At 42.5% G+C, this 18,042-nt stretch carries 26 protein-coding genes; all 26 read left to right on the top strand.

Annotated elements, in window-relative coordinates; translation table 11 throughout:
- The first annotated feature begins 2 nt into the window (after window positions 1-2).
- The 26 genes from CEQ75_RS13285 to CEQ75_RS13160 all read left to right on the top strand — a co-directional run bounded on the left by CEQ75_RS13285 (window position 3) and on the right by CEQ75_RS13160 (window position 18,025).
- Window positions 3-530 (top strand): shikimate kinase, encoded by a 528-nt coding sequence (locus tag CEQ75_RS13285; protein ID WP_089611374.1) that lies wholly within the window; start codon window positions 3-5, stop codon window positions 528-530.
- Complete coding sequence (aroB, locus tag CEQ75_RS13280) at window positions 517-1,590, top strand: 3-dehydroquinate synthase (protein WP_089611372.1); 1,074 nt, start codon at window positions 517-519, stop codon at window positions 1,588-1,590. Before CEQ75_RS13285 ends, aroB begins: the two co-directional genes overlap by 14 nt.
- Before the next feature lie 49 nt (window positions 1,591-1,639).
- On the top strand, window positions 1,640-3,061 hold the full coding sequence (locus tag CEQ75_RS13275) for a TldD/PmbA family protein (protein WP_089612639.1): 1,422 nt from the start codon (window positions 1,640-1,642) through the stop codon (window positions 3,059-3,061).
- A 24-nt stretch (window positions 3,062-3,085) separates the two neighbouring features.
- Entirely contained in the window at window positions 3,086-4,432 is a 1,347-nt protein-coding gene (locus CEQ75_RS13270; RefSeq protein ID WP_089611370.1) for a TldD/PmbA family protein, read from the top strand.
- A 58-nt stretch (window positions 4,433-4,490) separates the two neighbouring features.
- Entirely contained in the window at window positions 4,491-4,931 is a 441-nt protein-coding gene (gene aroQ / locus CEQ75_RS13265; protein WP_089611369.1) for a type II 3-dehydroquinate dehydratase, read from the top strand.
- 51 nt (window positions 4,932-4,982) lie between these two features.
- Window positions 4,983-5,540, top strand: a complete 558-nt coding sequence (efp, locus tag CEQ75_RS13260) for an elongation factor P (protein ID WP_089611367.1) — start codon at window positions 4,983-4,985, stop codon at window positions 5,538-5,540.
- Between the two features lie 80 nt (window positions 5,541-5,620).
- Complete coding sequence (locus CEQ75_RS13255) at window positions 5,621-6,106, top strand: CD1247 N-terminal domain-containing protein (protein WP_089611365.1); 486 nt, start codon at window positions 5,621-5,623, stop codon at window positions 6,104-6,106.
- An 82-nt stretch (window positions 6,107-6,188) separates the two neighbouring features.
- Window positions 6,189-7,199, top strand: coding sequence for a stage III sporulation protein AA (gene spoIIIAA, locus CEQ75_RS13250; RefSeq protein WP_089612638.1), 1,011 nt, complete (start codon window positions 6,189-6,191; stop codon window positions 7,197-7,199).
- Entirely contained in the window at window positions 7,196-7,714 is a 519-nt protein-coding gene (locus CEQ75_RS13245) for a hypothetical protein (RefSeq protein WP_157677470.1), read from the top strand. The genes spoIIIAA and CEQ75_RS13245 overlap by 4 nt, the downstream gene beginning before the upstream one ends.
- Window positions 7,715-7,783: 69 nt before the next feature.
- Window positions 7,784-7,987 (top strand): SpoIIIAC/SpoIIIAD family protein, encoded by a 204-nt coding sequence (locus CEQ75_RS13240; RefSeq protein ID WP_089611361.1) that lies wholly within the window; start codon window positions 7,784-7,786, stop codon window positions 7,985-7,987.
- A gap of 19 nt (window positions 7,988-8,006) precedes the next feature.
- A complete protein-coding gene (spoIIIAD, locus tag CEQ75_RS13235) occupies window positions 8,007-8,399 on the top strand; it encodes a stage III sporulation protein AD (RefSeq protein WP_089611359.1) in 393 nt (130 codons plus the stop codon).
- 42 nt (window positions 8,400-8,441) lie between these two features.
- Window positions 8,442-9,614: a stage III sporulation protein AE gene (gene spoIIIAE, locus CEQ75_RS13230; RefSeq protein WP_089611356.1), complete on the top strand. Its 1,173-nt coding sequence runs from the start codon at window positions 8,442-8,444 to the stop codon at window positions 9,612-9,614.
- Between the two features lie 9 nt (window positions 9,615-9,623).
- A complete protein-coding gene (gene spoIIIAF, locus CEQ75_RS13225; RefSeq protein ID WP_089611354.1) occupies window positions 9,624-10,163 on the top strand; it encodes a stage III sporulation protein AF in 540 nt (179 codons plus the stop codon).
- Window positions 10,109-10,297, top strand: coding sequence for a hypothetical protein (locus tag CEQ75_RS13220; RefSeq protein ID WP_089611352.1), 189 nt, complete (start codon window positions 10,109-10,111; stop codon window positions 10,295-10,297). Before spoIIIAF ends, CEQ75_RS13220 begins: the two co-directional genes overlap by 55 nt.
- Window positions 10,290-10,904, top strand: coding sequence for a hypothetical protein (locus CEQ75_RS13215; RefSeq protein WP_089611350.1), 615 nt, complete (start codon window positions 10,290-10,292; stop codon window positions 10,902-10,904). The genes CEQ75_RS13220 and CEQ75_RS13215 overlap by 8 nt, the downstream gene beginning before the upstream one ends.
- A gap of 16 nt (window positions 10,905-10,920) precedes the next feature.
- Window positions 10,921-11,478 (top strand): SpoIIIAH-like family protein, encoded by a 558-nt coding sequence (locus CEQ75_RS13210; RefSeq protein WP_157677469.1) that lies wholly within the window; start codon window positions 10,921-10,923, stop codon window positions 11,476-11,478.
- Between the two features lie 107 nt (window positions 11,479-11,585).
- Complete coding sequence (locus CEQ75_RS13205) at window positions 11,586-11,981, top strand: Asp23/Gls24 family envelope stress response protein (protein WP_089611347.1); 396 nt, start codon at window positions 11,586-11,588, stop codon at window positions 11,979-11,981.
- Window positions 11,982-12,052: 71 nt separating this feature from the next.
- Window positions 12,053-12,589: an alkaline shock response membrane anchor protein AmaP gene (gene amaP / locus CEQ75_RS13200; RefSeq protein WP_089611345.1), complete on the top strand. Its 537-nt coding sequence runs from the start codon at window positions 12,053-12,055 to the stop codon at window positions 12,587-12,589.
- A 12-nt stretch (window positions 12,590-12,601) separates the two neighbouring features.
- Window positions 12,602-12,823 carry a DUF2273 domain-containing protein gene (locus CEQ75_RS13195; RefSeq protein WP_089611343.1) on the top strand — a complete coding sequence of 74 codons (222 nt, stop codon included), beginning with the start codon at window positions 12,602-12,604 and terminating at the stop codon, window positions 12,821-12,823.
- A 19-nt stretch (window positions 12,824-12,842) separates the two neighbouring features.
- A complete protein-coding gene (gene nusB / locus CEQ75_RS13190) occupies window positions 12,843-13,259 on the top strand; it encodes a transcription antitermination factor NusB (RefSeq protein WP_089611341.1) in 417 nt (138 codons plus the stop codon).
- Entirely contained in the window at window positions 13,256-14,206 is a 951-nt protein-coding gene (locus CEQ75_RS13185; RefSeq protein WP_089611338.1) for a tRNA (adenosine(37)-N6)-threonylcarbamoyltransferase complex transferase subunit TsaD, read from the top strand. The genes nusB and CEQ75_RS13185 overlap by 4 nt, the downstream gene beginning before the upstream one ends.
- Window positions 14,207-14,457: 251 nt before the next feature.
- Window positions 14,458-15,405 carry a tetratricopeptide repeat protein gene (locus CEQ75_RS13180; protein ID WP_089611336.1) on the top strand — a complete coding sequence of 316 codons (948 nt, stop codon included), beginning with the start codon at window positions 14,458-14,460 and terminating at the stop codon, window positions 15,403-15,405.
- Window positions 15,406-15,440: 35 nt separating this feature from the next.
- On the top strand, window positions 15,441-16,388 hold the full coding sequence (locus tag CEQ75_RS13175; protein ID WP_089612637.1) for a DUF4037 domain-containing protein: 948 nt from the start codon (window positions 15,441-15,443) through the stop codon (window positions 16,386-16,388).
- A 39-nt stretch (window positions 16,389-16,427) separates the two neighbouring features.
- Entirely contained in the window at window positions 16,428-17,081 is a 654-nt protein-coding gene (locus CEQ75_RS13170) for a DUF4125 family protein (protein ID WP_198306542.1), read from the top strand.
- A 55-nt stretch (window positions 17,082-17,136) separates the two neighbouring features.
- The gene (locus tag CEQ75_RS13165) at window positions 17,137-17,349 is read left to right on the top strand and encodes a transcriptional regulator (protein WP_242965186.1); all 213 of its coding nucleotides are present in this window, start codon (window positions 17,137-17,139) and stop codon (window positions 17,347-17,349) included.
- Window positions 17,350-17,374: 25 nt separating this feature from the next.
- Window positions 17,375-18,025, top strand: coding sequence for a DUF3786 domain-containing protein (locus CEQ75_RS13160; protein ID WP_089611334.1), 651 nt, complete (start codon window positions 17,375-17,377; stop codon window positions 18,023-18,025).
- Window positions 18,026-18,042: the final 17 nt, after the last annotated feature.

The following is an 18,042-nucleotide window of genomic DNA, read 5'->3' as shown; positions in this document are numbered from 1 at the left end:
TTATGCCCAATATCGTTTTAATCGGTTTTATGGGAACAGGGAAAAGTGCCATTGGCCGGGTCATAGCCCGTGCTTTAAACTTTAAGTTTGTTGATTCGGATCAAATGATTGAAGAAGTAACAGGGTTGACCGTGAATCAGATTTTCCGCAAACACGGGGAAATTCGTTTTCGTTCCGAGGAAGACCTGGTTTTAGAAAAATTGGCCAAGGGGGATCACTTAGTGATTGCCACCGGAGGAGGTGCCATTTTAAATCACAAAAGTATGGAAGCTTTGAAAAAGAATGGTTATTTTGTGCTCCTCACCGCTGATCCGGAGGTTATTTTAGAGCGTGTATCCAGAAAGAATACCCGGCCCTTGTTGGCTAAGGGTCGCAACTTAGAAAATGTTAATAATCTTTTGGCGGAAAGGGAAGAAAGCTATCATTATTATGCGGATGCTACTATAGATACTTCCCGTCAGGATATTGAAGATTCGGCAAGACAAATCATACGTATCGTAAAGGAAAAATGGAGTTATGAAAAAAGTTGAGGTTTTATTAGGAGCCCGCAGTTACCAAATTCAAATTGGTTCAAAGATGCTGGCACATCTGGGAACTGAATTAAAAAAATTAAAAATTCCGGAGAAAATTCTCATCATCACCAACACGACTGTTGCCCCCCTATACGGAGATGTGGTTGCAAAGACACTCCGGGAAGCGGGTTTTGCTCTGGAAACACTGATCTTACCCGATGGAGAGGATTTTAAAACTTTGGAAACTGTATCCCGTATTTATGATCATGCTGTTTCTTTTGGCTTGGACCGTTATGGTACCATGCTGGCCTTAGGCGGAGGAGTAATCGGTGATATGGCCGGATTTGCAGCCGCGACCTACATGCGGGGCATCAATTTTATCCAGGTTCCCACCACTCTTTTGGCCCAGGTGGATGCCAGCGTGGGAGGCAAGGTTGCCGTGAATCATCCCCGGGGAAAAAACCTGATCGGCGCCTTTTATCAGCCGAAATTGGTTTTTATAGATATTGATACCATTTCCACGCTGGAGTCACGGGAAATCCGTTCCGGCATGGCGGAGGTTATCAAATATGGGGTCATTGCAGATGATCAATTTTTTTCTTACTTAGAAGAACATACTGTTTATGATGATCATTTTTTGACGGAGATTATTGAAAAATCATGTACTATCAAAGCTCAGGTGGTCAAAAATGATGAATTGGATCAGGGTCAGCGCGCCATTTTAAATTTTGGCCACACTATCGGTCATGGGCTGGAGGCAGCCACTTCTTATCAGGTTTATCGTCACGGTGAGGCGGTGGCCGTTGGCATGGTTGGCGCTGCTTTAATTGCCCAGGAAATGGGACTGATCACCAAAGAAGAGACGGACAGAATCAAGAAACTTATTCTTCGGACCGGACTTCCCATCCGCTTTACCGGGGTGAATTGGGATGAATTATGGTTTCATATCCAGGCGGATAAAAAGGCCCAGTCTGGTAATATTAATTTTATCCTGCCTACTGCCATCGGATCGGTTCAGATCGCCCCGGTGGAGCCTTCATTGATTCGAAAAGTGGTGGAACAGGAACTCCAAGGATAAAGAGATTAAAATTTCCTGTATGATGTTTTTTGAAAGGACTGTAAAAAACATGCTCTCAAAAAATGAATTGGAAAAAATATTGGATAAAGCTCTGGCAGCAGGGGGTGACTTTGCCGATATTTTTATGGAAAAAAAAGTTACCACGGGCATTGGCTGCGAAGACAATAAAATTGAACGGGTCAATACAGGGATAGATATGGGAGCCGGTGTGCGGGTGATCAGCGGTGAAACCACTTCTTATGCCTACACCAATGATGTATCTCTTGACGGGCTTTTGGAGGTTGCCCAGATCGCTTCCCGGGCGGCTAAAAGCGAGCGCAGCAACAAACCTGTCAAAATCACTAAAAAAATGCCTCAATTTGATTTTGAAATAGAAATGCCTCCTCATCAAGTATCTGTTTCCCATAAGGTGGAACAAGTTCAGCTGGCCAATCAGGGAGCCCGGAACATTGACGAAAAAATTAAACAAGTTTCTGTCGGCTATGGGGATGTGATTCAGGATGTATTGATCGCTAATTCCTTGGGTGACCAAGTGGAAGATCGCCGCATCCGAACCCGACTGATTGTTCATGCCGTAGCTTCCGATCAAGGTCAGGTACAGACAGGTTACGAATCATTAGGAGGCACCCAGGGCTTTGAAATCTTTAAATGTCATAATGCAGAAGAATTAGGCAAGGCTGCCGGAGAAAGAGCATGCGCTCTTTTAAAGGCAGCCCCTGCTCCGGCAGGCAAAATGACAGTGGTCATGGCATCGGAGGCAGGAGGCACCATGGTTCACGAAGCCTGCGGCCACGGTTTGGAAGCGGATTTGGTGCAAAAGAAATTATCTGTTTATGGTGATAAAATTGGGCAAAAGGTGGCCTCTTCTTTGGTCGCCGTGGTAGATGATGCTACTATTTTAGGAAAATTCGGTACCTACCGCTTTGATGACGAAGGAATCCATGGGCAAAAGAAAACTCTGATTGAGAACGGAGTTTTAAAAGGTTATATGTACGATCATCTCACCGCTCAAAAGGATCATCAGAAATCCACCGGTAATGGCCGGCGGGAATCTTATCGGGAAAAACCCATCCCGCGCATGACCAATACTTATATTGCCGCCGGTAAAGATGACCCGGAAAAAATTATCAAAGATACGAAAAATGGCATCTTTGTGAAAAGGATGGGCGGCGGTCAAGTCAATACTACCAACGGTGACTTTGTGTTTGATGTGGCGGAAGGTTACATCATCGAAGATGGTGAGATTAAGAACTTGGTTCGGGGCGCAACGCTCACCGGCAATGGCCCCCAAGCTTTGGTCATGGTGGATCGGGTCGGCTCCGATTTAGGTTTTGCCATCGGCACTTGCGGTAAGGATGGTCAGGGAGCTCCTGTGTCCGATGCCCAACCTACCATCCGTATTCAGGAACTGATCGTGGGGGGCACTGCGCAGACTGAGGCGAAGAGCAAAACCACCATGAAACGTTTATAATGTGGTACTTGAGGAGGGAATACAGTGACAGAGATTAATCTGCAAAATATTGGCGAAAAAGTACTGAAATCAGTTTCATCTCGGGGAATTTCTTTGGCTGAGGTTTTCTTAACCAGGTCCAGGGATTTATCTATTGATGTGAGCGATCAGCAGGTAGAGACAATGAAATTAGCGGAGGAAATTGGGCTGTGCCTGCGTCTGTTCCATCATAACCGTTTGGGGTTTGCTTATTCCTCGGATTTTTCTGATACTGCTTTAGATCAAATGGTCACCCAGGGGATTGATAATGCTCAAATTACAGCCCAGGATGAATTTTATACCCTGCCGGAACCTGTTACTTACTATCCTGAAATGGATCTGATCGATCCCCAAATTCCTCAAGTGCCTGTATCAGAAAAAATTTCCCTGGCAAAAGAAATTGAAGGACGAGCCAGGCAATATGATCCCCGCATTAAAATTACAGAACGATGTGCTTATTCCGATGCGTTTTATCAGGTGGTAATTATGAATACCCTTGGGGTTTACGGGCAGTACCAGGGTTCCTATTGCGGTGCTTCTGCCTTTTTGGTGGCAGAAGAAGGAGGAGACTCCCAAACGGGTTTTGGTTTTCAATATCGCTTAAAATATCAGGAATTAAACCCGGAAGCAATCGCCCTGGAAGCAGCCGAAAAGGCCGTGCGCATGCTGGGAGCCAAGAACATTAGTACCCAAACCATGGTGACCGTATTGGACCCTTACATTGGGACTAAATTCCTGGGCTTAATGGGGAATTCTTTGTCTTCTGAAGCAGTGCAAAAGAGCAAATCTTTTTTTGCCGGGAAGATCAATTCCCAGGTGGCCTCACCTCTGATCACTATTATTGATGACGGCGCCAGAAAAGGGGAAATTATGTCTGCTCCTTTTGACGGGGAAGGAGTCCCCTGTCAAAAAAATGACCTGATTGTAGATGGCATGCTGACAGGTTTTTTATACAACACCTATACAGGGGCCAAGGAAAGGAAAAAATCCACAGGAAATGGCATCAGAGGTTCCTATAAAGGAATGCCGGAAGTAGGTACCACCAATTTATACATTGCCGGCGGAGACACAGAAAAAGAGGAATTGCTGAAACAAGCCAATCAGGGAATTTATATTACAGATGTGATGGGCATGCATACGGCAAATCCCATTTCTGGAGACTTTTCTTTAGGCGCCAGCGGCTTATTGATTGAAAAGGGTGAATTAACCAAGCCTGTGCGGGGAATCGCTATCGCCGGCAATGTTTTTGACTTATTTTCCAACATTGATGGCGTAGGTTCGGATTTAACCTTCTTTGTGGGTAAAGGCAGTCCTACTTTAAAAATCGCTAAAATGACGGTCAGCGGCTGTTAACTACTGTTCAAATAAATAAATCTGTGATAAAATGCTAACGAAAGGCTGGTGGTAAGGTATGGCAAAAATCCTGGTCTTGCACGGACCGAACCTGAATCTCCTCGGCTTACGAGAAAGAGAAGTTTATGGGGATGGTTCCCTGGAAAGGATTAATGAAAACCTTACTCAATTGGGGGAAAAATTTCACATTACCATGGTGTTTGCCCAGTCTAATGTGGAAGGGGAGATTATCAATCTTTTGCATGACGAAGGCAGTACCTCTGATTGTGTGATCTTAAATCCTGCTGCATATACCCATTATAGTATTGCCATTCGTGATGCTGTAAAAGCAATTCAAACTCCTGTCATCGAGGTTCATTTATCCAATATATATGCCCGGGAAGAGTTTAGGCATCATTCTGTCATTGCTCCTGTAGCTGCGGGACAGGTGAGCGGATTTGGCCATTTTGGTTATGAAATGGCTTTCTTTGCGGCTTTGAACATGATCAAGCGGCGTTAAAAAAAGTCATTTCAACGCATAAAATTTAGTTGTCAACTAGGAGGTATTTCAATGATTTCAACAAATGATTTCCGCACAGGGGTGACCATTCAATTAGATGGAGATGCCTATCAAGTGGTGGATTTCCAACATGTCAAACCGGGGAAGGGGTCTGCTTTTGTCCGTTCTAAGCTGAGGAATGTTCGTACCGGAGCAACGATTGAAAAGACCTTTAATGCAGGTGAAAAGCTTCCCAAAGCTCATTTGGAACGAAAGGAAATGCAATATTTATACCATGATGGGACAGCCTTTGTGATGATGGATGTCAATAATTTTGAACAAATGTCGTTGAATGATGATCAAATCGGTGATGGCAAAAAGTATCTCAAAGAAAACATGAACATACATATTCTCCTTTTCCAGAATCAGGTAATCGGTGTCGATTTGCCATCTCAAGTAGATCTGGAGGTTACGGAGACGGAACCGGGTATCAAAGGTGATACGGCTTCCGGCGGTTCCAAACCTGCCACAGTGGAAACCGGAGCTGTGGTGCGGGTTCCTTTCTTTATTAATGTCGGGGATCTGATAACCATTAATACGAAAACAGGGGATTATATTGGACGAGCTTAAGATTAAAACATCTTACATTAAGGCATACTAGAAAGATAGAGTTCTTTCAATTATAAGTTAAAATGATAGGAGGTTTTAAAATGAAGGATCTAAAACAACAAATTGCATACTTACAAGGTTTGGCAGAAGGATTGGGGATTTCTGAAGAAACTAAGGAAGGGAAAGTAATTAAACAAATCATCAATGTTTTGGAAGAAATGGCGCTATCCATTACTGATCTGGAAATGCAGCAGTCCGAAATGGAAGATTACCTGGAAGGTATTGATGATGATTTAACTGATTTGGAAGATGATTTCTATGATGAAGATGACGAAGATGATGACGAAGACGACACAGATTATGTAGAAGTAAAATGTCCCAACTGCAACGATATTGTTTGTTTTGATGCAGACATTTTAGAGGATGATGACCTGATCGAAGTCACTTGCCCCCACTGCGATGAAGTAGTATATATAAATGACGGCAGTTATGATGATCCCTGCACATGCTGTGGGGACCACGAGCTGGATGAATTTGATTTCGATGATGATGATGAGGAAAAAGAATCCCATACAGAAGATATTTAAGAAGGCGCAAGCCTTCTTTTTTTTGTTCTAATTTGCTTGTCCTCTTAATATGAATAGGTATAAGGAGGGGACAAAGGTGTCTATGATCTATGAAATACCTGCAATTAAACAAGAAAACCTAATCGAAGAAAAGATAAAAAAGGAAATATTTCCTTTTCTTGCTCCTGATCTGCGCATTTTATTAAACCAGCTGCTCGCTCCGGAAATCCAAACCCTGGAGGAAATCAGACTGCGCATACATGCGCCGGTGTTGCTGAAACAAAGATGCAGAGATCAGTATCTTACATCTCAAGGGGATTTAACGGAGAAATGGGAGACAAGTCTTACCCTGGGCAAGGGAACCTTGGATAAAACCGTTTCCTTATTATCTAATTCCTCCCTCTATGCCTTGGAAGAAGAATTGCAGAAAGGCTTTCTTACCCTTCCCGGCGGTCACCGGGTGGGTTTTGTCGGACGGGCAGTGCTGGAAGGAGGAAAGATCCGTACCTTAAAACAAATCTCCGGGGTCAACATTCGTGTCGCACGTTTTGTTGCCGGTTCTGCTGCCAAAATCATCGGTCATTTGGTGCAGAGGAATACTCTCTGCCATACCTTAATCATCTCTCCCCCCCAGGCAGGGAAAACCACCTTAGTGCGGGATATCATCACTCTGCTTTCAGATGGATTTCCCGGCTTTAAGTCCATCGACGTGGGTTTAGTGGATGAACGTTCAGAAATTGCCGGATGCCTGGACGGAATCCCCCAAATGCCTATCGGACATCGGACGGATGTATTAGACGGCTGTCCCAAGGCAGAGGGGATGATGATGCTGGTGCGTTCTATGGCTCCACAGGTGATCGCCACAGATGAGGTAGGACGTATTGAGGATGGCAAAGCCCTGGAAGAAGTGATCCATGCCGGCATTAAAATCTTAACTACCGTTCATGGTATGGGTAGGGAAGATCTTCTAAACCGGCCTGTGATCAGAGAATTTATCAGGGATAAGGTCTTTGAACGTTATGTAGTTTTAAGTCGCAGAAACGGTCCCGGTACCATTGAACAGATCTATGATCGGGAATGGAAGCCCTTATTGGAAGGGAGGATGAAATCATGATCAAATTAATCGGAGCGGGGATGGTGATCATCACCTGCGGCCTGATCGGTACCCTCTTGGGTAAAAACATCACCAAACATGTGGAAGAAATAAGACAGATCCAGTTTGGTCTCCAAACCCTGGAAACGGAAATCATGTATACTCTGACGCCCCTGCCTCAAGCCTTAAAAGCTGCAGAAAGCCAAACCAAAGGGACGCCGGCCAAATTTTTTCAAGAGGTTGCTCAAAGATTAAAGGATGGTCAGGGCCAGACCGTAGGAGAGATTTGGTCCGAATCACTAAAAAAATTAACTCCTTATTCTTTACTGACCACGGAAGAATTGAGTTATTTAGAACAGTTCGGTCAAGGTTTAGGCTCTTCCGACCGTGAAGACCAATTAAAAAGACTGACCCGTATCAAAAACTATTTATTGCATCGGGAAAAAGAGGTGGAAACGGAAAGGAGTCAATTTCAAAAGGTTTGGCAAACCTTAGGGTGGTCCTGTGGATTGGTGATTACACTGATATTTATTTAGCTTTGATAGCAGATCTCCTTAATATGGTATAAATAATTTGATAAATTATTTTGAGAAAGGAAGATAACAATGATGGGAGATACAGGGGTCATTTTGCTGTTGGCAGGTTTGGCCATTGGCGTGACAATTATTCAATCCTTTTTGAAACAAGCGGGAAGAGATGAATTTGCCTATCTGGTGCTGGTGGTCGGCTTAACCATTGGACTGATCAAGATCATTCCTGTGATTCTCAACCTTTTTCAGCAAGTGAAAACGGTCTTCAATCTTTACTAGCTGTAAGGGAGGAGTTTTTATGGAAGACTTATTTGCCATTATCGGGTTAGCTTTGGTCACAACTATCCTCGTTGTCTTTATCAAGGAGAGCAAAATTCCTGCCTTGGGAATGGTGATCAGCGTTTTTGTCGGGGCAGTGATTTTTATTCAAATTCTGCCTAAAATATCCTACGTTGTTTCTGCCTTTGAGGAATTAGCAACCAGAGCCAGTATCAACACCTTTTATTTAACTACCATTTTTAAGATCATCGGTATTTCCTATATTGCAGAATTTGGCGCCCAGGTATGCCGCGACGCTGGACAAGGGGCCATCGCAACAAAAGTAGAGTTTTCTGCCAAAATACTGGTCATGGTTTTAGCAGTTCCTATTATCGGAGCGATTTTGGAATCTGTTGTACGACTGCTCCCCTGATAAAAGACATATCAAGACAGAGACAGTCTGATAGGAGTGTGCATGATTGTGAAAAAATGGTACGCAACCCTTATATTATCATTATTTCTTCTCGGGTGTATACCTCCGCACCTTCAGGCTGCAGAGGATATTGCCCCCGTTTATGAAGAGGAACAATTTATTCTTTCTGAAATTGAAGAATATGTCAATCAGGTGGACCAGCAAATAAAGGAACATATTCCGGAATTAAGTCTTAAAAAAATCTATGAGGACATCAAATCAGGTGAATTCTCCTGGAATATCAAGGATATTATTCTGAGTCTATTAGGTTATCTCTTTAAAGAAGTGGTGGCCAACGGTGAGCTCATGACTCAACTGTTAATCCTGGCCGTGGCCAGTGCAGTTTTAGCCAATCTCCAGGGCGCTTTTACCCAAGGAAACATTGCCATCCTGGGGCATAGTGTGATCTATCTCGTGCTCATTTCCATAGCTTTAAACTCTTTTTCTTTGGCCGTCAATGCCGGAAAAGAATCCATCGATGCCATGACCAGCTTTTTATATGGTATTATGCCTGTTTTGTTTTCCCTGCTGGCTGCCATGGGAAATATGACCTCGGTTCTTCTTATTCAGCCGACCATGGTTATGATGCTGAGCTTTTCCACCTTCATGATTAAAACGGTGGTTTTCCCTCTCATCTACTTTATGGCGGTTTTAAATATTGTCAGTCAAATTTCTCCGCATTTTAAGGTCACCCGCCTGGCCGGTTTGTTTAAGGATGTGTCAATGGGCCTTTTTGGTATTGTAATGACCGTTTTTGTGGGTTTTCTGGGTATGCAGGGGTTAGCCGGTTCCGTAGCAAATGGATTAACTCTAAAAGCGGCAAAATTTGCCACCGGCGCTTTTATTCCGGTGGTGGGGAGGTCGCTGGCCGATGCCATGGATACTGTCATCGGTACCTCCCTAATCTTAAAAAATGGCATTGGGATTGTGGGTGTGATCGGCATTTTTCTCTTATGCATTATTCCCGGCATTAAAATCATTGCGATTAGCCTGATTTACCGAGTTGTGGCTGCGGTACTTCAACCTTTTGGTGAGAACCAATTATCAGAAGCACTTCATTCCCTGGCCAATTCTCTATTGCTTATTTTTGCTGCCGTTGCGGCAGTCGGATTAATGTTCTTTTTTGTCATTGCCATTACTATTGGTACCGCTAATATTAGTATGATGTTAAGGTAGGTGAAATCAATGCTGGATACCATTAGCAGTATGGTACGCAATGTCACTGTGATTGTGCTGATTGCCGGTTTTTTGGAAATGCTCTTGCCAAGCGGAGAAATCAAAAAATTTGTCAAGTCTGTCTTAGGTTTATTTATTCTGGTCACGATTTTAAATCCTTTAATTAGTTTATGGGATCAGAATAAGTCTGCCGAAGTTTTTGCCTGGCAAGATCCAATAGAGGGGAACAGGAGTCTGGATACGATTTTAGGTCAAAGCCAGGAAATATCTCAGGAAATGAAAGAAAAAGCCATGGTGATGTATCAGGATAATACCGCAAAACAAATGGAAACAGTGGTGAAGTTAATCAAAGGAGTATCCTGGGTGGAAGCGACAGTAAAGGTCGCCGGGGAGAATAATAATGATCCTCAAGGTGAGATTAAGCATGTGAATTTAATTATTGGACTGAAAGAAAAAGGCGTTCCTCCAGGGGAGGAAAGGGGGGTATCCAGCAAGTGGAAGAAATTAAAGTCAGCATATCTCAAGAAGAAAATCATGATCAGGTCATAACCCAAGATCAGAATCAGGATCAGAATCTGGAAGGAGCGATTCGGGAAACAATAAAAAACTATTTTAGTTTGAAAGATGAGCAAATCCAGATACAGATGATGTCGGAAGATGAAAGGAGGGAAGATCATGAGTAAAAATCAAGAGGGGAAAGAGTCCCTATTTCATATCCTTAAGATTACCAAGGATCAATGGCCATTTATGATCAAACTATTCGTTATTGCCATTTTAGGTATTGCCATCATCAACTTTGCCAATATTATGAGCAGTCCCAAGCCAACCACAACGAATATTACTTCACCTGATTCCGGCGAGAGCAAAATCAATGATCAAGGAGAAGTAGAATTGATTCCTGAGGATCAGTCATTAGAAAAAAGACTAGAAGATGTTATCTCCAAAATGGAAGGGATTGAGACGGCTGTTGTATCCATCGTTTATGCAGAAGGATCCACCCGGGAATATGCCGTCAATGTGAGCACGACTGAAAAAGTAATTGAAGAAAAGGATCAGGCTGGAGGTGTACGCACAACCAACGAGCAAACGGAAAGCGGGCAGATGGTCATGGTCCAGGGTAATAATGAACCGGTGTTAGTTAAAGAAAGTATGCCTAAGATTCAGGGTGTTTTAGTTGTCGCCAAAGGCGTTGAGAATCCGGTGGTGAAAGAAAAGGTATTTAAGGCAGTTCAGACCTTACTTCAGATTCCAGCCCACCGCATTACTATTAGTTCGAGAAATGGAGGATAAGCTTATGAAGATGATTATGATTAAAAAAAAGAATTTGTTCATAGGAATTCTTTTCATCTGTTTTCTTTGGTTCGGTTACCAGGCCTTGGATTTACATCAACTGGTGGAGGAAGATAAGGTTGATGAAACTACGGGGAAAATCGAAATTCAACCCGATTTTGCTTTGGACCCTGATCGGAAAGAACTAATAACGGCTGATTCAAATCCGGAAAATACTGCCGGCTATGATGATTTTTTTGTCAATTATCGTATTGAACGTGAAAAAATGCGCAGCCAGCAGGTCGAAATTATGCGGGAAATCGTTGATAATCCCAATTCTCAAAGTGAAATGCGCCAGAATGCTCAAGAGCAAATGCTGACGCTGACGCGCAATATGGAGAACGAATTGAAATTGGAAAACTTAATTAAGGCCAAGAATTTTGAGGAAGCGGTAGTATTAATTCAAGCAGAATCGGTTATGGTAATATTAAAAGGAACGAAGTTAGCCCAAGAAGAAAGTACCCGCGTTGCTGATTTAGTTGCTAACACCACAGGGCATCCTTATGAACAAATTTCAATTACCACCAAAGAATAAGATAAAGGATTTCTCAAATTATTGTTATTTTTCTCCTACCTTGGTATAATGAAGTGCAAAAAGATTTGACAGGACAAGTATGAACAAGGATGGAGGTGTCTTGATATATGGAACATGAGGTAGAGCAATATACAGGATCAGATGGTACCATTCGTATTGCAGATGATGTTGTCGCCGTTATCGCCGGATTAGCTGCGACTGAGGTGGAAGGTGTTGCCGGAATGAGCGGGGGTATTGCCGGTGGTATTGTAGAGATGCTGGGCCGAAAGAATCTTGCCAAGGGTGTCAAAGTAGAAGTGGGAGAAAAAGAAGCCGCAATTGATATTTTTGTCATTGTTTTATACAATGTACGCATTCCGGATGTGGCATTAAAGATTCAGGAAAACGTGAAAAAGGCCATTGAGACCATGACCGGCTTAAAAGTAGTCGAAGTGAATGTTCATGTCCAAGGTGTTTCTTTCCCCTCCATGGAAGTCAAAGAAGAAGATACTAGAGTGAAATAACAGGTTTTCCGGAACCCTGTCTGGGGTTCCGTATTTCTGTTAAAATATTCGGCGTTGCAGAGGTGAGAACATTGAAATTATTGAACAAGATTTTGACGTTGATTTTTTACTTAATCATTGGGATCATCAGCTTAATCACCCTCCTTATGACTTTGGGATGGACAACCCCTTTGCAATATTTGAATGAAGTTTTTAATGCTTTTAATACCCGCTGGATCATCGGGGTTACTGCAGCATTGGTTTTAATCGGGGCTTTATATTTATTGGTCAGTGCTTTTTTAAGGGATCCTGTTTTCAATGTAAAAATTACAAGTAATGAAACGGGAGAAATTAGCATTACCATGCCTGCCGTGGAAGCATTGGTCAAAAAAGCTGCTTTCCAAATTAAAGGCGTCAAGGAAGTTAAGCCGCTTATTAAGCATACCGGGGACGGAATCGCCTTGTTTTTGAAAGTAAGTATGCAACCAGGAACGATTATCCCCCAGTCTGCTGAGGAGCTGCAGACGCTGGTGAAAGAGTATTTGGACCAGGTTGCAGGCCTCTCCGTGGCAGAGATAAAAGTATTGATTACCCATGTGTCTCAAGAAAGTAAAAGCAGAGTAGACTAAGGGGGAAACTTCGTGGAATGGGGAAATCTTTTTCTTGATTTATGGAAACATCATCGGGGGAAAACCATAGGCGTTATCTTAGGGCTGTTTTTTGGCTTGATGGTTGTCGTTTTAGGTTTTTTTGAAGCGGTTTTCATTGCTTTCTGTGTCGTTATTGGTTATTTTATCGGTCGCCGCATAGATGACAATGTAGGATTTCGTGATTTCTTAGATCGAATATTTAATGATCATTAATCCTTAAGGAGGCACTTTAGTGAGCAGGCGGTTAGCAAGAGAAAAAGCTTTACAAATGCTTTTTCAAATGGATGTAGGGCAAAATTCATTGGAAATGGCAAAATTAACTTTACTGGGAGCGGAAATATCCCCTCAAGATGAAAGCTTTGTCCTGAAATTGGTGGATGGAACGAGGAACTGCCTGGAAGAGCTGGATACCTGTATTAATCAATATGCTGAGGAATGGGATATTGGACGCATGGCGAAGGTAGATAAAAATCTACTGCGTATGGCTTTATATGAGATGAAGTATCTTGAGGACATCCCCCATAGTGTAACGATCAATGAGGCGATTGACCTGGCCAAGAAGTTCGGTAGTGAAGAATCAGGTAAGTTTGTCAACGGCATTTTAGACAAAATCCAAAAAGAATCCGATTTTCTTAAGGGCAGGTTATGATGCATTTAGGGATAGATACCAGCTGCTATACTACCTCTATTGCCGTAATGAATGATCAAGGCCAATTAATCAAGGATCTGCGCAAAGTATTAAGGATAAAACCGGGAGACAGAGGCCTCATGCAATCGGAAGCTGTTTTTCAGCATGTGCAGAATCTGCCGCTTTTATTTAATGAGCTGGCCCAGGCATTTGATATGGACCAGCTGCAAAGCGTTTGCGTCAGCACCAAGCCCCGGCCGATAGAAAAATCTTATATGCCGGTTTTTACAGTGTGCCATGGATTTGGCCAAATGATTGCTCAGATCAAAAAAATTCCCTTTTATATGACCAGTCATCAGGAAGGGCATCTTATGGCCGGTATTTGGTCCGCCGATGGTCCCTGCTCCAATGAATTTATTGCTGTCCATCTTTCAGGAGGTACTTCAGAGGTATTAAAGGTTATAAAAGGGCAAGATCATTTTTCCATTGAAATTCTGGGCGCCACCACGGATTTGCATGCCGGACAATTTGTGGATCGTATAGGGGTCTCTTTGGGTCTGCCTTTTCCTGCCGGTGCTCATTTGGAAAAATTGGCGCATACATATCGGGGTGAAATCCCTTATTTAACAACCGGTGTGAAGGGAACTGAATTTTCCTTTTCAGGTCCCGAAACCGGAGCCCGCAAGTTATTAGATCAAGGCTTTCCTCCAGAGGCTGTGGCCAGATCTGTGGAGCATTGTATCGCAACTACCTTAGAAAAGGTTTTACGCCAAGTAATTCAGGGCACAGGATTAAAAGAAATTCTCATGGTCGGCGGCGTGGCTGCCAACGCTTACCTGCGTCAAAGATTAATCTACCGGCTGGAACATCCCGCTGTGGGGGCTATGCTCTATTTTGCAGATCCCAAATATTCGACGGATAATGCCGTGGGTACAGCCTGCCTGGGTTTAAAAAAATATCAAAATTAACGATAACAAAAGAATGCATTTGATGCGTTCTTTTTTTGCCCTATCTGAGGGGTAGAATCATTATTCAGGAGCTGATATTATTGGGATATAGATGACCCAAAACAGAAACACGTTGAATAAAGAGGGAATAGATGGTAGTATTTATACAATGGATCAAAATCTTTTGATCATTTTACCTCATCCGGATTAATATAGATGACCATGGAATGATGATCTTAGAATAATTCATATTGGAATGTGGGGTGTCTTAGATGGCAGATATTAATTCTTTAAATGCTCAAATTGATCAACTTTATCGAGAAGGGCGCTTAAGAGAGGTGGAACCTCTGCTGAAAGAGGTTGTGGAACTATTAAAAATGAAAAATGGGGGACAAATGGACTATGCCTCCGCACTTAATGACCTGGGAGGCTATTATCGGGAAATGCATGAATTTGAAAAATCAGAAACTGCATTTCTGGAAGCCACAAAAATTATATCAGAAATTTTAGGAGAAGATCATCCTGATTATGCCACAGCTATCAATAATTTTGCCGGTTTGTACCGTCTCATGAAAATTTATCCCAAGGCTGAAGAAATGTTCTTTAGGGCATTAAAGATTTATGAAAATACGGTGGGCAAAGAGCATTTTCTCTATGCCACCGGTTTAAACAATCTGGGACTACTCTATCAAGACATGGAAGTATTTGAAAAAGCAGTGGAACTTCATGAAGAAGCATTGGAGATCATTCGCAAGCTGGAGAAAAATAGAATTACCTATGCCACCAGTCTGAATAATTTAGCCAGTGCTTATCGGGCCCTGGGAAAAAATGATGAAACAACTGCTCTTTTAAAGGAGGCTTTAGAAATCTATGATGAAACAGTGGGTAAAAATCATCCATATTACGCCTCCGGTTTAAATAACCTGGGCTCTCATTATCTGGTGATCGGTCAATATCCAGAAGCAGAACCGCTGTTTCTTGAAGCTCTGGATATTTTATCCGGAATTTTTGGTCCTGAGCACCAAAAATATCTTTCCACAGCTTCAAACCTGGGATTGCTCTATGAAAAGCTGGATCAGGATCAAAAAGCAATCCAGTACCATAGTGAAGTTGCTCACACCTGTGGTAAAATATACGGTAAAAATCATCCTGAATATGAGCAAAGTATGTACACCGTCGCTCGATTGAAACAAAAACTGGGACACCAGGTAAAAGCATGATTCCATATCAAAGGGAAGAAAGTGAGGCAAGAAACATGCAGGGTCTGGATTTATCAGAACGCTATTTTAATGAATTCGGAATTCCCATGATCAAAGAAAAATTCCCTCAATATCAAGAACAAATCGCAGCCGGTCTGGTCGGATCCGGTTCAGAATGTTTTTCCTTTGATGATGAAATCTCTCGAGATCATGATTGGGGCCCATCTTTTTGTCTTTGGTTAAATCAAGAAACTTATCAGGCTATCGGTGTAGCACTTCAGAAAGAATATGAACAGCTGCCCGGAGAGTTTGCCGGAGTTCCTTGCCGTAATGTCAGTGTGTGGGGAGAAGGACGTACCGGAGTATTTGAAATCGGTCAATTTTATAAGCAATTTATCGGATTTGACCATGTTCCTGCGGACTTGTTGGAATGGCGTCTGATTCCGGAGACTTATTTGGCTACGGCCACCAATGGCCGGGTCTTTACGGATCCTTCCGGTGAATTCAGCTCTTTCCGCCAACAATTGAAAGCTTTTTATCCGGAGGACATCCGGCTCAAAAAAATTGCGGCCCGTTGCATGACCGTGGCTCAATCCGGTCAATATAACCTGATGCGCACAGTAAAACGCGGGGAACTGGTTGCTGCTCAATGCTGCGAAACAGAATTTATCAATGGGGGAATTTCCATGGTCTTTCTCCTGAATAAAGAGTACAAGCCCTTTTATAAATGGATGCACAAAGCTTTAAAAAGATTGCCAATTTTAGGGGAGGAAATGTATCAGCTTTATTTTGATTTGGTCAGAACCCACCAGGTATCAACGGGACAGGAAGTCTACGAAAAGAAAGCCATGTTTATTGAAGAGATTTGTCGGCAAATCATTGAAGAATTAAAACTCCAGGGGTTAACGGACTCGGACAGTGACTTTTTGCTGGATCATGGGCCTTTGGTGCAAAGGCATATCATGGACCCCAGGATTCAGGCGATGAACGTTTGGGTCGAATAACGGTAATGCTACCTCAAGAGTGAGGAAAGGGAGGTTTAAATGAACATGAACAAAGAATTAATAAAGCAAAACAAAGAATTAATAAAGCAAATTGTAGCAATGGAATGGACTATGTTTCAAAATGTTTCCAATCAGGGAGGGCGGGCGTCCTGTCAGGATGATCCTAAAACCTTTGAAATCATGCGTTCTAGTCAGTGGGTGACTTGGCCGGAGGAGGCTTTGGCAAGTTATCTGGAGGATTTGAAAATAGCTTTTCAAGATGGCCGAAACCTGGTAACGGAAAAATATGCTCGAATGATGCAATCTACAGCTCCCCTGGAATTTGCCCAATTTCAGGATCAACTGCCGCCTTTAAACCAGGAAATGATCCGGTTAATTGATGATATTGTTACGATCCATTTATTTTGGGAAGAAGAATTAATGACAATCTATCCATATCTTTGCCAAAGAGGACGCCCTGTTTATACCAGTGAAGACACACCCTATGCCACTTCCATTGAAACTTATCTGAGAGGGGAGTTGGGAACCTATTCCCAAAAAACGCTGAACCTGTATTATCAACATATTCTTAAGGAAAAAGCAGAGGGGATCAACGGCAGCAAACGTCTTCTGGAAAATACCGTTAAACGGTATGGGTTTAGCTCCCTGGAAGAAGCAAATGAAAATGTGAAGCTTTCGGCGATGAAAAAATAAGGTGCTTTCGAAGGCTCCTTTCTAATCCTGTTTAATAATGATGGAGGATCACAATTTGATATTTGGATTTGGAATCAGGAAAAAAACCGTGAAAGAATTAAGGAAAAACCGGGGCTATACGGCAGCAGAGTTAGCCCAGCGGTTAAAAATTAACGGGTCCGAAATTTTACGTGTGGATGACCTTCAGCTAAAAGATGTAGAAGAACCTCTCTATAGTATGATTCTCCCCATATTAAGAGGAGATGACGATGATAAAATTCCCTGGTAATATATTTGTTAGGGGGAGGGAAATAATGTTTCCTTATATGATAGCCGAGGATAAAGACACTTATAATTATAAACCAGCGTTCGAATATGCCATAAAGTGCTTTGCGGCGGAAGATCCGCTGAAGATGACGGGAAATAGTGGAGCAATCTTTGATCCAAATCAATCTATGATACGGTTAAAAAGCCTTGGTCAAGTCTTTGATATAAAATATCCGGAGGGTAATATTGTTTTTAGCGGTTCAAAGCATATGCCTACCTGGAATTGGAGATGGCTTATTCTCCACTATCTTTCCCGAGCTGATGCTGCTCCCATTAAAAATAAATTAATCACATACCGCGAGTTAGAACATGGAAACGTCAATTACTCGGCTATTTTGAGTAAATGTATTGATCCTCTTGTAAAAAATCTCTTACAGGAACCGGTAGAGCAAATAAAGGCGGCATGTCTGATACTGGATGCTTCCCTGGAGGAAGGAGCCGACGTTTGTGCTAAAATGCACCTTTTTCCCAGATTCCCCTTAACGATTAAGTTGTGGCTGGGTGATGATGAAATCAAGGGTTCTGCTAATATCCTATTTGATTTAAGTGCTAATCATTATCTGGATACAGAAGCCATTAATGAGGCAGCGATTATGGTTTCATCTTTTTTAATTATGCAATATGAATTAATTTTTTAGAGAAGGGTAGGTAAAAA

The sequence above is a fragment of the Dehalobacterium formicoaceticum genome (genome assembly GCF_002224645.1).
GTDB lineage: Bacteria > Bacillota > Dehalobacteriia > Dehalobacteriales > Dehalobacteriaceae > Dehalobacterium > Dehalobacterium formicoaceticum.
The sequence above is the reverse complement of the archived record's forward strand: the minus strand, read 5'-3'. Positions and strand labels throughout refer to the sequence as shown.

Bases quoted from the DNA above. Each gene is read 5' to 3' on its own strand.
- CEQ75_RS13240 (WP_089611361.1), top strand. From the start codon at position 7,784: ATGATGGGAGATACAGGGGTCATTTTGCTGTTGGCAGGTTTGGCCATT.
- CEQ75_RS13245 (WP_157677470.1), top strand. From the start codon at position 7,196: ATGATCAAATTAATCGGAGCGGGGATGGTGATCATCACCTGCGGCCTG.
- CEQ75_RS13205 (WP_089611347.1), top strand. From the start codon at position 11,586: ATGGAACATGAGGTAGAGCAATATACAGGATCAGATGGTACCATTCGT.
- spoIIIAD (WP_089611359.1), top strand. From the start codon at position 8,007: ATGGAAGACTTATTTGCCATTATCGGGTTAGCTTTGGTCACAACTATC.
- CEQ75_RS13275 (WP_089612639.1), top strand. From the start codon at position 1,640: ATGCTCTCAAAAAATGAATTGGAAAAAATATTGGATAAAGCTCTGGCA.
- CEQ75_RS13255 (WP_089611365.1), top strand. From the start codon at position 5,621: ATGAAGGATCTAAAACAACAAATTGCATACTTACAAGGTTTGGCAGAA.
- CEQ75_RS13210 (WP_157677469.1), top strand. From the start codon at position 10,921: ATGATTAAAAAAAAGAATTTGTTCATAGGAATTCTTTTCATCTGTTTT.
- CEQ75_RS13180 (WP_089611336.1), top strand. From the start codon at position 14,458: ATGGCAGATATTAATTCTTTAAATGCTCAAATTGATCAACTTTATCGA.
- spoIIIAE (WP_089611356.1), top strand. From the start codon at position 8,442: ATGATTGTGAAAAAATGGTACGCAACCCTTATATTATCATTATTTCTT.
- spoIIIAF (WP_089611354.1), top strand. From the start codon at position 9,624: ATGCTGGATACCATTAGCAGTATGGTACGCAATGTCACTGTGATTGTG.
- CEQ75_RS13215 (WP_089611350.1), top strand. From the start codon at position 10,290: ATGAGTAAAAATCAAGAGGGGAAAGAGTCCCTATTTCATATCCTTAAG.
- CEQ75_RS13170 (WP_198306542.1), top strand. From the start codon at position 16,428: ATGAACATGAACAAAGAATTAATAAAGCAAAACAAAGAATTAATAAAG.
- CEQ75_RS13185 (WP_089611338.1), top strand. From the start codon at position 13,256: ATGATGCATTTAGGGATAGATACCAGCTGCTATACTACCTCTATTGCC.
- CEQ75_RS13175 (WP_089612637.1), top strand. From the start codon at position 15,441: ATGCAGGGTCTGGATTTATCAGAACGCTATTTTAATGAATTCGGAATT.
- spoIIIAA (WP_089612638.1), top strand. From the start codon at position 6,189: ATGATCTATGAAATACCTGCAATTAAACAAGAAAACCTAATCGAAGAA.
- aroB (WP_089611372.1), top strand. From the start codon at position 517: ATGAAAAAAGTTGAGGTTTTATTAGGAGCCCGCAGTTACCAAATTCAA.
- aroQ (WP_089611369.1), top strand. From the start codon at position 4,491: ATGGCAAAAATCCTGGTCTTGCACGGACCGAACCTGAATCTCCTCGGC.
- CEQ75_RS13160 (WP_089611334.1), top strand. From the start codon at position 17,375: ATGTTTCCTTATATGATAGCCGAGGATAAAGACACTTATAATTATAAA.
- efp (WP_089611367.1), top strand. From the start codon at position 4,983: ATGATTTCAACAAATGATTTCCGCACAGGGGTGACCATTCAATTAGAT.
- CEQ75_RS13285 (WP_089611374.1), top strand. From the start codon at position 3: ATGCCCAATATCGTTTTAATCGGTTTTATGGGAACAGGGAAAAGTGCC.